This window comes from Alkalicoccobacillus gibsonii (assembly GCF_016798245.1).
Lineage (GTDB): Bacteria > Bacillota > Bacilli > Bacillales > Bacillaceae_D > Alkalicoccobacillus > Alkalicoccobacillus gibsonii.
In genome coordinates, this window is the sequence record NZ_JAEUZA010000004.1 from 290146 (window position 1) to 304754 (window position 14609).

General features: G+C 40.1%; 13 protein-coding genes. All 13 read left to right on the forward strand.

Translation table 11 applies throughout. From position 1 onward, the window contains the following. The first annotated feature begins 3 nt into the window (after window positions 1-3). Window positions 4-621, forward strand: coding sequence for a methylthioribulose 1-phosphate dehydratase (locus JNO66_RS16470; RefSeq protein WP_203090267.1), 618 nt, complete (start codon window positions 4-6; stop codon window positions 619-621). A 12-nt stretch (window positions 622-633) separates the two neighbouring features. Next, window positions 634-1176: a cupin domain-containing protein gene (locus tag JNO66_RS16475; RefSeq protein WP_203090017.1), complete on the forward strand. Its 543-nt coding sequence runs from the start codon at window positions 634-636 to the stop codon at window positions 1174-1176. Window positions 1177-1264: 88 nt separating this feature from the next. Further along, window positions 1265-1738, forward strand: a complete 474-nt coding sequence (locus JNO66_RS16480) for a DinB family protein (protein WP_203090020.1) — start codon at window positions 1265-1267, stop codon at window positions 1736-1738. Between the two features lie 209 nt (window positions 1739-1947). After that, the gene (locus JNO66_RS16485) at window positions 1948-2889 is read left to right on the forward strand and encodes a phosphate ABC transporter substrate-binding protein (protein ID WP_203090022.1); all 942 of its coding nucleotides are present in this window, start codon (window positions 1948-1950) and stop codon (window positions 2887-2889) included. 83 nt (window positions 2890-2972) lie between these two features. Beyond that, on the forward strand, window positions 2973-3908 hold the full coding sequence (pstC, locus tag JNO66_RS16490; protein WP_203090024.1) for a phosphate ABC transporter permease subunit PstC: 936 nt from the start codon (window positions 2973-2975) through the stop codon (window positions 3906-3908). After that, the gene (pstA, locus tag JNO66_RS16495; RefSeq protein WP_203090026.1) at window positions 3908-4795 is read left to right on the forward strand and encodes a phosphate ABC transporter permease PstA; all 888 of its coding nucleotides are present in this window, start codon (window positions 3908-3910) and stop codon (window positions 4793-4795) included. Before pstC ends, pstA begins: the two co-directional genes overlap by 1 nt. Before the next feature lie 62 nt (window positions 4796-4857). Then, window positions 4858-5637 (forward strand): phosphate ABC transporter ATP-binding protein PstB, encoded by a 780-nt coding sequence (gene pstB, locus JNO66_RS16500; protein ID WP_246483335.1) that lies wholly within the window; start codon window positions 4858-4860, stop codon window positions 5635-5637. Between the two features lie 19 nt (window positions 5638-5656). Then, complete coding sequence (gene pstB, locus JNO66_RS16505) at window positions 5657-6439, forward strand: phosphate ABC transporter ATP-binding protein PstB (protein ID WP_203090268.1); 783 nt, start codon at window positions 5657-5659, stop codon at window positions 6437-6439. 35 nt (window positions 6440-6474) lie between these two features. After that, window positions 6475-7125 carry a phosphate signaling complex protein PhoU gene (gene phoU, locus JNO66_RS16510; RefSeq protein ID WP_203090030.1) on the forward strand — a complete coding sequence of 217 codons (651 nt, stop codon included), beginning with the start codon at window positions 6475-6477 and terminating at the stop codon, window positions 7123-7125. A 463-nt stretch (window positions 7126-7588) separates the two neighbouring features. Beyond that, a complete protein-coding gene (locus JNO66_RS16515; protein WP_203090032.1) occupies window positions 7589-7960 on the forward strand; it encodes a DUF1516 family protein in 372 nt (123 codons plus the stop codon). 26 nt (window positions 7961-7986) lie between these two features. Beyond that, window positions 7987-8436, forward strand: a complete 450-nt coding sequence (locus tag JNO66_RS16520; protein ID WP_203090034.1) for a GNAT family N-acetyltransferase — start codon at window positions 7987-7989, stop codon at window positions 8434-8436. 4 nt (window positions 8437-8440) lie between these two features. Beyond that, window positions 8441-11302 carry a PD-(D/E)XK nuclease family protein gene (locus JNO66_RS16525; RefSeq protein ID WP_203090037.1) on the forward strand — a complete coding sequence of 954 codons (2862 nt, stop codon included), beginning with the start codon at window positions 8441-8443 and terminating at the stop codon, window positions 11300-11302. Beyond that, a complete protein-coding gene (locus tag JNO66_RS16530; RefSeq protein ID WP_203090040.1) occupies window positions 11299-14598 on the forward strand; it encodes a UvrD-helicase domain-containing protein in 3300 nt (1099 codons plus the stop codon). The genes JNO66_RS16525 and JNO66_RS16530 overlap by 4 nt, the downstream gene beginning before the upstream one ends. The last annotated feature ends 11 nt before the right edge of the window (window positions 14599-14609 follow it).

The following is a 14609-nucleotide window of genomic DNA, read 5'->3' on the forward strand; positions in this document are numbered from 1 at the left end:
GGAATACAGCTTTCATATGAGTCACAATGGAAAGAGTTAGCGGATATTAAGGATGAATTGGCTGCGCGTGATTGGTTTCCTGGCACCAGTGGAAATCTTTCAATTAAAGTGACAGATTCTCCGCTACAGTTTCTTGTAACAGCTAGTGGTCGAGATAAACGAAAGAGAACCCCAGAGGACTTTTTGCTAGTTGATGAGTTCAGCCAGCCCATAGAGGATCATCAATTAAAACCCTCAGCGGAAACGATTCTTCATCAACGAATCTATGAAAAAACAGATGCAGGATGCTCTCTCCATGTACATACGGTTGCTAATAATGTGGTTTCAGAGCTGTATGCAGATGAGGGAGAAATGACCTTTCGTCAGCAAGAACTAATTAAAGCTTTTAACCTTTGGGAAGAAGATGCAGCTATAACCATTCCAATTGTACCAAATTATGCGGATCTTCCGAGGCTTGCAGAAGCTGTTGCAAATGAAATCAAACCAGGTGTGTTTGGTGTTCTTATCCGAAATCACGGCATTACTGTATGGGGCAAAAATGGTTTTGAAGCCAAGAAGCACCTCGAGGCATTTGAATTTTTGTTTGAGTACCATTTAAGACTAAAACAATTAACCAAATAGGAGGAAGATAACATGGCTGTTATTCATATTCGTCAAACAGGGCAAACGATCAAAGAGGATTCTGAGGTACGTGCTTTCTTAGAAAGCCAGGAAGTGCTATATGAGTATTGGGATCCAACCAAACTTCCTGAACGGTTACAAAATGAATGTCATCTAACAGATACAGATAAGGAAGAAGTACTTTCCACATTTAATGAAGATATTCGTTCGCTTGCAGAGCGTCGTGGGTACAAAAAATGGGATGTGATTGCTTTAAATGAACAAACACCAGATTTGGATGTACTCTTGAAGAAGTTTGAGCAGGTGCATACACATACAGAAGACGAGGTACGCGCAATTACCGCAGGCTCTGGTACATTTGTGATAAAAGGTGCCGAAACAGGTTACTTTGATGTCAATCTTTCACCTGGTGATGTGATTTCTGTTCCTGTAAATATTCCGCACTTCTTTACATTATCAGAGGAACGTCAAGTTGTTGCTGTTCGTTTATTTATCGATCCAGAAGGTTGGGTTGCCCATACATTTGATGATCCAGATTTCAAGAAAGCTCAATAATTAAAGGCTCTTTCCTTTTCACTCATCATCATTCTGGCTATACTAGACGAGTACATGGAATGTATGTTTGAAGATAAGGAGAGATCGTATGTTTAGAACAAAAGCAGATTTTTTAGAAGAATGGACTCGTGAAAAGCAATTAACACTTCAAGTATTAGAATCAGTTACGGATGAGAAATTAGATCAAGCCATTGTTGAGGGTCATAGCTCGCTAGGCTGGCTAGGCTGGCACCTAACAACAACAATTCCGTTTTTTGCTTCCATTGCAGATGTTGCGAATGTAGGAAAACCTTCATCCACAGTTCCAGATGATGCAAAAACAATTGTAAATACGTACAAGGAATATAGTCAAAACCTTTTAGAACAAGTGGAACATACGTGGACAGATGATAGCTTCACTGACATGGTTGATTTCTTTGGATCCGAAAGCCCTAAAGGTGCGGTACTGCGTATGCTTGTAAGCCACCAAGGCCACCACCGCGGACAAATGACGGTTCTATTACGTCAAGCTGGACTAAACGTACCTGGAGTATACGGACCGACGATTGAGCAACAATCTTAATAGCTATACCACAGAAACAAATCCTTTTTAGGGTTTGTTTCTTTTTTATGTTGGTATTGTAAACGCTTATAAATGATTGCGCTTTCTTTCTCTTTACATAATCTTTACATTCAGATCATAACTCCTTAATAGAACAAGCTTATACTTCAGTTGAAAGAGAGGCTAACGCCTAGTAAAACATTTGGAGAGAAAATAGGGAGGTTGTTACATTGAAATTGAAAAAGCTTCTTTTATTCATGATGTTATCTGCACTACTTGTAATTGCTGTTGCATGTGGAAGTGGAGACGATAGCAATGACACAGGAACTGATTCCACAGGTGGATCGGATTCAGAAACTGAAGAAGATGCAGCGGGTGGCGATGCTGAAGGACAATTAGTACTATCAGGTTCAAGTGCTATCCAACCATTAATGGCTGCTGGAGCTGAAGAGTTTATGGGTCTTAACGCTGGTGCTGACATTCAAGTACAGGCTGGTGGATCTGGTCAAGGTCTTAGCCAAGTTGCAGATGGTTCTGTAGACATCGGAAACTCTGATGTATTTGCTGAAGAGAAAGAAGAAATTCCTGCTGATGAATTAGTAGACCACCGTGTCGCTGTAGTAGGAATGGGACCTGCTGTTCACCCTGGAGTAGGCGTTGAAGATGTAACATCTGAAGAGTTGATCGACATTTTTACTGGTGAAGTAACAAACTGGTCTGAGCTTGGTGGAGAAGATGTTGATATTACTCTAGTTAACCGTCCAGATTCTTCTGGTACACGTGCTACATTTGTAAATTACGCTTTAGGTGGTGCTGAGCCAGCTGAAGGAATTACAGAGGATTCTTCTAACACTGTTAAACAAATCATCTCTGAAACAGAAGGTGCAATTGGATACCTTGCCTTCTCTTACTACAACGATGACACTGTTCTTCCATTAAAATTAGATGGCGTAGAGCAAACGGATGAAAATGTAACAACTGGTGAATACCCAGTTTGGGCTTATATGCACTCTTATACAAATGGTGAGCCTGAAGGTCTTGCTAAAACATTCCTTGATTACATGATGAGCGATGATGTTCAACAAGTAATCGTTCCAGAGCTTGGATATATTCCATCTACGGATATGCAAGTTGAGCGTGACGCCGAAGGAAACCAAACAGACGTACAATAAACAACGTAATAGGCTGAGAGAAGACCGAACGTAGGTGTTCTCCAGCCTTTATCTTCTATATCTATCGCAAGGGGGCCATTGTTATGGCGGCACAGCAACAAACTGTCCATGACCGTTTACTAAAGAAAAATAATCGTAACGCTGAAAAAATTGAGCGCAAAGGGAAAATCATTGTTTATGGGTGCGCGACAATTATTATTTTAGCAACTATATCTATTACACTCTTCCTGATGACTAAGGGGCTTCAGGCATTTGTGGTGAATGGAGTAAACCCAATCAGCTTTTTAACGGGCCTTGATTGGAACCCAACCCGAAGTGAAGCAAATGGTGGGCCAGTATATGGTGCACTCCCGTTTATTTTTGGATCATTTGCAGTAACCATCTTATCTGCTTTAGTAGCTGCTCCGCTTGGGGTTGGGGCTGCTATCTACATGATTGAAATTGCACCTTCTTGGGGCAAACGAATTTTACAACCTGTTATTGAATTACTTGTTGGAATACCATCAGTTGTTTATGGATTCATTGGTTTAAGTGTAATTGTACCGTTTGTTAGACAATATGTCGGTGGACAAGGTTTTGGTCTACTTGCCGGTACAATTGTTCTTTCCGTCATGATTCTACCAACTGTAACGAGTATTGCGACTGACGCGCTACGTACCTTACCTAATGGGTTAAGGGAATCATCTCTTGCTCTTGGTGCAACGCGTTGGCAAACCATTCGCAGAGTCCTGTTACCTGCAGCGTGGCCAATGTTACTGACAGCTATCGTTTTAGGTATGGCAAGAGCATTTGGGGAAGCTCTAGCGGTTCAAATGGTGATCGGAAATGCTCGTACCATTGCAGAATCATTAACAGATCCTACAGGTACACTAACAACGATTATTACGTTAAATATGGGACACACAGTTCAAGGAAGTGTTGATAACAATGTCTTGTGGTCACTTGGCTTAATCCTACTTGTGATGTCGTATATCTTTATCATTATTATTCGATTCTTATCATCTAGGAGGTCATTTTAATGAATACAAAAATGACTGATAAGCTTGCGACAGGGTTATTTACAGCGATCGCAGGAATTATTATTGCTATCCTTGCTGGACTATTAGGCTATATCTTTTATAAAGGCTTTGGCGTCATTTCATTTGATTTCTTAACAAATCCACCGAGCTCGTTTCGTGCGGGTGGAGGAATTGGACCACAGCTCTTTAATTCATTTTATATTTTGTTCTTAACAATGGTTTTCACTGTTCCTCTTGGAATTGGTGGAGGAATTTATATGGCTGAGTATGCAAAGCCGGGAAAAATCACAAACTTTATTCGTACATGTATCGAAGTACTTGCATCGTTACCATCTATCGTTGTTGGGATGTTTGGATTATTACTTTTCGTTTCCATCACAGGATGGGGTTATACAATTATCGGTGGAGCTCTTGCTCTAACCGTATTTAACCTTCCTGTCATGGTTCGTGTATGTGAGGATGCGATCACAGGTGTACCACGTGATCAAAAGGAAGCAAGCTTTGCACTAGGAATTACACATTGGGATACAATTCGTACGGTGATTCTACCTGCTGCATTCCCGTCAATCTTAACAGGAGTGATTTTAGCATCAGGTCGTGTGTTCGGTGAAGCAGCTGCATTATTATTTACAGCTGGACTAACAACACCACGGTTAGAGTGGTTAAACCTTAATCCATTTAGTGAAACATCACCATTAAATATTTTTAGACCGGCAGAAACATTAGCAGTTCATATTTGGAAGGTAAATACACAAGGGCTTGTACCAGACATTCGTGAAATTGCAGACGGAGCATCAGCGGTTCTTGTTATCGCCGTTCTTCTGTTTAACCTATTTGCTAGATGGTTTGGTAAAAGACTTCATAAGAAACTAACGGCTTCAAAATAATAAGCTTTAAACTAATAAGGGGAGGCGTTCACATGTCCATTGTAACGGCTGAAAGACAAGAGATGGCGAGTGGAGAAAGCGCTGTGGATACAAATCAAATTTTAACGGTAAAAGATCTGAACATTTATTATGGAAAAAATCATGCGGTTCAACATTTAAATTTAGATATAGACAAACAAGCAGTTACGGCATTAATTGGACCATCTGGATGTGGGAAATCAACGTTTTTACGTAGCATCAACCGCATGAACGACTTGATTCCTATCTCACATAATACGGGAGAAATTGAGTACCAAGGGTTAAATCTTCTTTCTAAAGAAGTGAATGTGGTAGCACTTCGTAAAGAAATTGGCATGGTGTTTCAACGTCCAAATCCGTTTCCAAAGTCCATTCAAGAGAACCTAACGCACGGTTTGCGTTTTCATAATGTACCTCGGAAAGAATGGAAAGAACGAGTAGAGGATTCGTTGAAAAAAGCTGCATTATGGGATGAAGTGAAGGATCGTCTTAAAGAATCAGCTCTTTCATTATCAGGTGGACAGCAACAACGTCTATGTATTGCTCGTACGCTAATGATGAAACCAAACGTATTACTTTTAGATGAACCGGCCTCAGCACTAGATCCGATTGCAACGGCAAAAATTGAAGAATTAATTCTTGAGTTAAAGAAAGATTATACGATCGTTATCGTAACGCACAATATGCAACAGGCATCTCGTATTTCTGATAAAACAGCCTTTTTCTTTAATGGAAAATTAATTGAGTATAACCGTACAGACAAACTATTCTCTAATCCAGATGAGAAGCAGACGGAAGATTATATCTCTGGACGATTTGGATAAGGGGGACGAAATCATGACAATGACAATGGAGAAACAAGCACAGGCATTACAAACGGTGTACAATGTCAAAGATTTTAATTTGTGGTACGGAACAAATCATGCATTAAAAAACGTTTCATTTGATATTAATGAATCAGAGGTTACAGCGATTATTGGACCATCTGGTTGCGGAAAATCAACGTTTATTAAAACGTTAAACCTAATGATCAATATGAATCCGAGTGTAAAGATGTCAGGCGATATCGTATATAAAGGAGATAGCTTGCTGTCCGGAAAACCAGATTTAGTGGATTTACGTAAAAAAGTCGGAATGGTTTTCCAAAAGCCAAATCCATTTCCTAAATCGATCTACGAAAATGTTGCCTATGGACCGCGAGTTCACGGCATTAAGAAAAAACAGGTTCTTGATGAACTCGTTGAACAAAGCTTGAAGGATGCCTTTTTGTGGGATGAAGTAAAGGACCGTCTTCACACAAATGGAATGGGATTATCAGGTGGACAACAACAACGTCTGTGTATCGCACGGGCACTTGCGACAAAACCATCTGTATTATTAATGGATGAGCCAACTTCTGCCCTGGATCCAATTAGTACATCAAAAGTAGAAGAATTAATTGATGAATTACGTAAGAGCTACACGATTGTCATTGTGACACACAATATGCAGCAAGCCGCACGGATATCGGATAAGACAGCCTTTTTCTACATGGGTGAACTAATGGAAATTGGTGATACCAATAAAATCTTTACAAACCCGGATAACAAAAAAACAGAACAGTACATTTCTGGACAGTTCGGATAATTTCAAGCACGTGCCATTGTTTAAGGAGGATGATTATGCTGCGTAGTTCGTTCCATCAGCATTTAGAAAATGTAAAAGATCAGATTTCACATTTAGGCAATGAAGTCTTGACCCAATTTGATCAAGCCATTCATGCATTTGAACATTCAGACCTCGATGTAATAAAGAAGGTTATATCATACGATGAACAAATTAATAAGTACGAGTTAGAAATCAATAATGAAGTCTTTCAATTGATTGCGCGTCAGCAACCCGTCGCAACTGATTTGAGAAGTTTAATCGTCGCTATGAAAATTGCAGGCGACCTTGAACGAGTGGGTGATCTGACAGTGGATATGGCTAAAGTCTCAAAACGAATTGATGCAGAAAGTTATCTGGAGAAAAAGCATGAACTTCTTACAATGGCATTCGATGCAAGAAAAATGCTGGAAGAATCATTGGTTTCATTCCAGACAAAAAATCTAATTGTTGCTCAAAAAATGGCTGCATTTGATGACAAAGTGGACGCCCAGTTTGGCCAGTTTATAAAAGGACTCTTCCAAAATGAAACGAGTGAACACGGGGCTGAACAACTAACACAGCTTGCTTTTATCGCCCGTTACATTGAGCGTATTGCAGATTATGCAACCAATGTTGCAGAGTGGGTTATCTACGAATCAAACGGTGAGCACTTTGATCTGAATTAAGTAGATTCTTATCAAATCATCGAGGCTGGAACAAAACTAAAAATCACTAGAAAATGGCGAATGATTCTACACTCGAATCATTCGCTATTCGTGTTTTTGAAAAAACGAGCGGAAGGAGAACCCGAGACTCCTGCGGAAAAACACGTGTCTGAAGACTCAGCAGTGGTGGTCTTCCACGGATGAGGCTGAAGCCGTGTTTGCGGGTGCGAGGGTTTCTCCTGCAGCGGATTTTTTGCTATATTTTTGTTTTACTCGCTACTTTAATGTTTTGTCCTAGCTTCTTTATATATTTACTTAATCAAGCGAAGTTTCAACTCTAGGTTCTTGGCGCGAAAAGGTATTTTCACTTGTTTTCCAGTCCACATTTTTGCATTAGCTGATCGTTCCCATAATATGTTACACTTTTAACATAATCGCTAACCAACAATCGACGCCAATGTCGATCAATATGCAGGAGGGCACCTTGGACGCGCAAACATTTTTAATCTACTACAAGGTTCATATTGGTAGCTGGATTCTGCTACTGATCTTATTTGGAGTCCTATTTGTTTTATATAAATGGAAGCTTCCATTTGCTAACCGCATTTTACGGTTCATGATTTGGCTTCTATACATCGGTCAGGTGACATCAGGAATTGCCATGATCTATGCGTATCAATTTCCGATACCATATGTCATAAAAGGATTGATCTCACTGATATTAATTTATGCGATGGAAGTGATTCTAAGAAAAACAAAGCGTAATCGAAGCGGAACATCTGCTTATTGGTTTATATGGTTTGTTGCACTTGCAATCGTCTTATTACTTGGATTTAATGTAGGAATGAATACATAATGGAACAGTTAGAGAAGAGGGATTGAATGAACTGGAAAATTAAATCGTTTGAAGAGCTTTCAACTAGTGAGCTATACACCATTCTTCAAGCAAGAGTGGATGTATTTGTCCTTGAGCAGAATTGTGCTTATGAAGAAGTGGACGGGAATGATATGGAAGCGATCCATGTCGCAGGATATGTTGGTGACAAGCTTGCTGCTTATTGTAGACTCTTTATGCCTTCTGCTAAAAGAGAACATGCTTCAATCGGTCGAGTGCTTGTCACAAAAGAGTTCCGTGGTACTTCATGTGGAAAAGAACTGATGACACAAGCAATTCACACACTTGAGGTTGAATACAAACAAAAAAGTATACAGATTCAAGCGCAGTACTATTTAGATCGTTTCTATCGGTCGTTTGGCTTCGAGCCAATCTCAGAGGTGTACCTCTTAGATGAAATTGATCATGTTGATATGGTACGTGTGAAAGGAGAGTAGCTAGATGTCACAAAAAAAAGTATACGGAACAAGCCTAGCTGCAATCGGAAGTGAACAAAGAATCAAACAATACGCCGAGCGAATGAAAAAAGATCGCTCAACGGTTTTATATTTAATGCCCTCTAGTACGTGGCTAAATAAAGCACGGTCTACACATTATCCGTTATCATTTGGCACGTTTGATGATTTGGCGAGTACGATACTTGATTTTCATAACATGGCGTTTCTTTCTTTAACAGAACAAGAAAGAACGCTTTTTTTTCAACGGATTTTAGAGGCGGCTCGTCAGGAGGATGCCAGGTCTCCAAGAGAAAAAGCGCGTGCGTATGCCGATACCTATGGGCAGATTAAAAGACTGGGTCTGTCAATTGATGCATTTAAAGAATCATTTGCTGCATGTATGCCTACGTTTGTATCCTATGAAGCGATGTTAGAAGAATACCATATGATTGATCCGGAACAAAAATTACTATTGGCTTCTCGCTTATTAACGTCAGGGAAGGACATGCCTTTTGAGGTAGTTGTTGAAGGTTTTTATGACTTCTCCCCATTGCAATTTAAACTTCTTGAAGGGTTGTTTCATGCAAATATCCCTGTTTCCATTTATCTACCTAATTTTAAAAAACTTGATATGGTTGAAGAGACGTTAGCTGACCTGCAAACGATTGGTTACGACATCCAATCCTTTAAAGTAGAGGCGATACCGAAAGTGACTTCAACCATTTCGGTCATTAAAGCAACGAGTAATAAGGAACAATGGACAGGATTGACTCAACAGATTCAACAAAGCGCTAGTCAAGCGGGTGTCGTTGTTCGTGCAGAGGAAAGAGATGAGTGGATAAGGGAGGCGAATGAACAACGCTTACCAATTACACAATCAACCATGATTCAGCTCGAACAAACACCTAGCTTTAAGCTGATTCGATATCTATTAGTCCCACCTCAAAACATGACTGAACACGTTGCCCTTTTTACAGAAATCCTTTCCTTTTATCAAATCAAGGGAATTCGATATGTAAAAGCCTTATATAACGTACGGCGTAAGGGGAAAACAGAGATTGATAGAGTTGACAAACTACACGAGCAGATCAATCAACGAAGCTGGAAAGGGAAACAAAGCTTTACAGACTATTTGCAGACCCTTCTTCAAGAAATAGAGACATTTGAACTGACTGGGTGGTTAGAAGAACAGATCCTTTACGAAACAGATGTCACTACACTTACTCAATTAAATAGTGAAAAACAAGCCATCCGAATCATACAAGAAACAGTAGAATGGAAAATTAAAGAGTATCAACAGTACCAACTAGAAGAGATGATTGTTTCATTCGAGTTTTTTCAAGCGTGGATTATTGAAACGTTAGCTACTAAAGAACTCTTCGTACAGGCAGGTCTTAGAAATGGGGTTGAATCCTATACATGGCAGCACCTTTCCCATTTTGAAGGGGAAAGGTTGTTCGTCCCATCTATGGGTGCGGACCATTTTCCAGGTCGGCCACAACTCGCAGGATATCTCCAAGATGCAGACCTGTATACATTAGATATTCCATACGGTAAGCCGACTCAAGCACATTTTAGAAAAAAGCAAGAAGCGTATTTTGAGCAGCTCTTTTATGTCGCAAAGGAGATTGTATTTAGTTATGTTGAAGGAGTTGACCCACATTCCCCACTCTTGCCATCATCCTTTGTGGAACGTTTTGAAATCATAGATTCGTGGTCCTTTGAAAAACGAATGACAAAAAAGGTTGCGAATCATCAGGAAGAACAGAAGGAAATTCAAGCGTATTGGAAAGGTAAACAGTTTGAACTAGCGGATCTACCAGAAGACTTAACTAAGACGAATGAATCGATTCAACGATTAGAATCTGGACTTGAACCAATCTCTATTGAAGCAACCAACCGTTTATCTAAACATTCTACGGTTGGAATTACCGCATTAGAGAGTTATGCACGATGTCCAATCCGATATTCCTTTGAACGACTCCTCGACGTGAATGAACCGAAAACAAAAGCAGTTGGCGTATCCCACATCCTGATCGGTCAGCTTGTTCATTCCATCATTGAATGGTTGTACAAGGAGTTAGATGTAATAGGAATGCCATTTTCTCATTTAAGTGATGAGAAAAAAGAAATGGTCCCGAGCCTATTAAAACAAAAGCTAGAGGAAGACTGGGAAGAAGTTGAACGTGAGAGTCCACATGTTTCAAAGCTAGAGTTAAATCTTTTAAAACAACAATGGTTGGTTAGGTTGCTTGACTGGTGGAAAGCAGAACGAAAACACTTCTGGGATAACGCCAAGCTTGCTAATATGCGGATTACCTCTCTAGAAAAGTCATTACAGCTAGATATGCTAGTAGGGGATCATGAGACGATTCGGTTAAAAGGAAAAATAGATCGAGTGGATCAGCTTGATCAGGAATTTATTATTTATGATTATAAAACAGGTCATGCAAATCTCAAGATGGAGGAGGAAGTAAGAACGGGTCTTAAGCTACAACTTCCTCTATACAGTTTTAGTTTAAGAGAGCAGCTAGAGCGACAATCAACTGAGCGGTATGAAGCGATTGGTGCATCCTATATAAGCTTACGCTCACCCGCCAAACGGGCAAATAATGGGATTTGGAAAGAAAGTGAAGTTGGTAAGGGATCTAGATTTAATGTGAGTGGGCAGTGTAAAAACAAAGAAGAGGAGCTTGGAACATCTCGCTTCCTTGATAAATATGAGTTAGAAAATAAGGTAAAAACACTTTGGCTGGGAATGACGCATGAATTTCCTGTTAAGCCACTTGACTGCAGAGATAGCTGTCCGTACGGGCCAATTTGTCGAGTGACAGATGAACAAAAGGAGGCCCAAATAGAAGGATGAGTATGACATTTAATGACCAGCAATCAGAAGCGATTTTTTCAACAGAACCACTAATCGTCATAGCTGCGGGAGCGGGCTCAGGAAAAACGCGTGTGCTAACAGAGCGGATCATGCATTTATGTGACGTGGGTCACAACGACTCAGATTCACCAATGGGAACCGAGATTGATCAGATCGCGGCCATAACCTTTACAGAAAAAGCAGCACGGGAAATGAAACAGAGGATCCGAGCGAGCTTAGAGCAAAAGGCAATGGAATCTACTAATCCTTCCGAGGAAGAGTATTGGGATCGGCAAAAGATTAAGCTTGAAGGAGCAACCATTTCCACCTTTCATAGCTTCTGTCAAAGATTATTAAAGCAGTATGCGTATCAGGCGGGACTACCAGCTTCATTTCAAGTGCTAGACGAAGTTTCGTCGAGTTTGTTAAAGCAGGAAATTCTAGAGGAATTGTTTGAGACTGTCGAGTTTTTTCAAGAGGCAGAGACTCTTATCCATTTGTTAAGTAAGGATCAATTAAGTGCTTATCTTTTATCAGTTTACGATCAAATTAGAGAACTTGTTCCAGGAGAAAATGTTGTTCAAACATTTGACAGCTCGAGTATCTGGGATAATCAATGGACGGCAGTGAGCAAGGAATGGGAAGAACAGTTAAGAAAATTTGACCAAAAAGGAAAAGAAGCGATTCTATCTTTTCCGGCATCGGGACTGTCGGGCGCTACTCAAACACATGCTGATCGATTAGTCGCATTTTTTGAACAGCCTTTTAATGAGCAAGTGGATCAATACTATGAAGAGCTAGCTTCCTGTATGCCATCACGTGTGAATAATAAATGGCAGGATGACCTGCCAAGCCTGTTTGAGTTGTTTGAACTAGAATGGAAGCCTTTAAAAAAGCAAGGAAAACCAACACTTAATGATTTCCCTCAAGAATCGAAGACAATTCTCACACAGTTTATTCGATTGCTTCAACAATTCGATGAGTTGTATAAGAAGCAAAAGTTGTTTAAAGGAGCATTAGACTTTACAGATTTGCAGCAAAAAACATTAACGTTACTTGAGGATACATCTGTCCAAGAAGCAACTAGACGTGAATATACCCATATCATGGTCGATGAATTTCAAGACACAAATGCCCTTCAGCTAGAAGTATTAAATCGAATTCAACCAAGATATCGATTTATTGTTGGAGATACAAAGCAATCGATCTACCAATTCAGAGGGGCAGATGTTTCCATTATGAATGAGTTGGAATCAGAAGCCGAGTTACAGCCGGAAAGTCGTCAAATCCTTATGAACCGTAACTATCGCACGGTAGAACCGATTGTTGAGGCAGTTAATACGATCTTCCAAAAGGCAATGACTGATTCACAGACATATGCATACCAAACCCTGTATCAGCCTTTATATGCACACAGGGAGTACATGCGTAATGGAGAAGAAGCCGTGGAAGTCATCTCAGGAGAAGAAGAGGAATATGACTTGTTAGCCAATCGAATCCTAAAAATGCAACAGGAACAGAATCACATTGTTCAACGGGAGGATCGCTGGTGCCCTCCGACTTGGCGGGACATGGCTATTTTAATTCCAACTAGGACTCATCTTAAGACGCTTGAGAAATCACTTAAACGAAAACAAATCCCTTACGAAATACAAAGTGGCATTGGATTTTATGAAAGACGTGAGGTTATTGATTTTCTAACACTACTAAGGTGGATGAATGAACCGTTTGAAGACTTTTACTTACTAGCGCTCCTTAGAAGTCCTTTATTTGGCTTAACAATTGACGATTTCTTATCTATTAAAGAATCGTGTGAAGAAGGACAAACGATCGGAGAATATCTCTGCTTTGATGAAAGTCTAGTTCAGTCGCTTCAATCAAATGAGAGACTTGTTCACTCAGTAAGACAGCTACGAAATTGGATGGAGGAATGGATTCCATTCACTCTTCATTCCACAACTGATGGCTTTTATCAGCTTTTTGAACAGAGTGGGTTAAAGAATTCACTGCTGCTTCAAACGGGTGGTCCTCAGCGTGTGAAAAATGTGGAAAAGCTCATTGATGTCTTACATGGTGAGAACGAAACAAGCCTGTCGTCATTGCTTGAGGCCATGGACCTGAGAATTCAGTTAAGTGAAAAAGAAGGGGATTCTAAAATCGAGCGTGCAGAAGGAAATGCGGTCACCATCATGACTGTACACGGTTCAAAAGGTCTTGAATTCCCTATTGTCTTTTTACCTCAGCTGCATCAAAAGCCTCAAGGAGACAAAGGAAAGATTCGATTTCATTCGGAGCTCGGTCTTGTAATGAATCTGGAAGCTGAAGATGGAATACTGGCCACTCCAGCATTTCAACTCGTAAAACAAGAAGGAGATCGTAAAGCTGTTGAAGAAGCAAAGCGTTTGTTTTATGTGGCTGCAACAAGAGCGAAGGACAAGCTAATTCTCATTCATCCCAATACAAAGGCAAATACAGCTTCGTGGCTTTCAATGATTGAGCAAACCGATGATAAGACCTGGTTCACAGAGGAAATGGTCGGAGAGTATGAACCTTGGTCAGAAGAAACAAGCTGGTCCTATACTTCACCAACAGTAAAAGCAGATGTGAAAGAGCCGCTTGTTCCACTCTCTGTAAGCGAAGTAATGAGCTATTACCATCATCCTATTCAATATGTTGAGACTTATTTAAAGAAAGTACACTCAACTCAAGCTAGTCAATATCAGTCAGCTCACGAATCAGGAATTGCTGCAAATCGATTAGGGACATACGTTCACCGGGCAAGTGAGTTAGTTGATCTTGGATGGTCTGAGCGGGAGGCAGTAACGATTACCTTAGAAGAAGCGCGTGGAAAAGCCATCTATCGGAAGGAAATGCTTGAGCTCGTTCAAGCTTATTCAAAGATTAATATTGGTGAAATCCAACGTTTAGAATGGAATTTCTCGATTGAGTTAGAAGGGGCTCTTTTAACAGGTATTATCGATAGGGTTACGATGTTGGATGGAGCTTTATGCTTAGTTGATTTAAAAACGAATGCACTTCAAGAATCAGGTATTGAATTAATTGATTATTATCGTGTTCAATTAATCATGTATAAATGGGCGTATGAACAAATGACAGGACAAGCTGTTGACAGGCTTTATCTCTTAACACTTAGAGACCAAGTGCAACCACTGCATGAAGTGATCACAACTCAAGAAGAAGAGAAAAAACTTCGTTCGGCTATTCGGGATCTTGTAAATTTAAAAACGACCTCAACAACTACTGAAAGCTATCTTCATACAGACCGATATAAGTAAGAGAGGTCATA

What these genes read in the sequence shown, in the direction of transcription:
- JNO66_RS16530 (WP_203090040.1), top strand. Translation starts at nt 11,299, where the DNA reads ATGAGTATGACATTTAATGACCAGCAATCAGAAGCGATTTTTTCAACA.
- JNO66_RS16480 (WP_203090020.1), top strand. Translation starts at nt 1,265, where the DNA reads ATGTTTAGAACAAAAGCAGATTTTTTAGAAGAATGGACTCGTGAAAAG.
- JNO66_RS16475 (WP_203090017.1), top strand. Translation starts at nt 634, where the DNA reads ATGGCTGTTATTCATATTCGTCAAACAGGGCAAACGATCAAAGAGGAT.
- pstA (WP_203090026.1), top strand. Translation starts at nt 3,908, where the DNA reads ATGAATACAAAAATGACTGATAAGCTTGCGACAGGGTTATTTACAGCG.
- phoU (WP_203090030.1), top strand. Translation starts at nt 6,475, where the DNA reads ATGCTGCGTAGTTCGTTCCATCAGCATTTAGAAAATGTAAAAGATCAG.
- pstC (WP_203090024.1), top strand. Translation starts at nt 2,973, where the DNA reads ATGGCGGCACAGCAACAAACTGTCCATGACCGTTTACTAAAGAAAAAT.
- pstB (WP_203090268.1), top strand. Translation starts at nt 5,657, where the DNA reads ATGACAATGGAGAAACAAGCACAGGCATTACAAACGGTGTACAATGTC.
- JNO66_RS16525 (WP_203090037.1), top strand. Translation starts at nt 8,441, where the DNA reads ATGTCACAAAAAAAAGTATACGGAACAAGCCTAGCTGCAATCGGAAGT.
- JNO66_RS16520 (WP_203090034.1), top strand. Translation starts at nt 7,987, where the DNA reads ATGAACTGGAAAATTAAATCGTTTGAAGAGCTTTCAACTAGTGAGCTA.
- pstB (WP_246483335.1), top strand. Translation starts at nt 4,858, where the DNA reads ATGGCGAGTGGAGAAAGCGCTGTGGATACAAATCAAATTTTAACGGTA.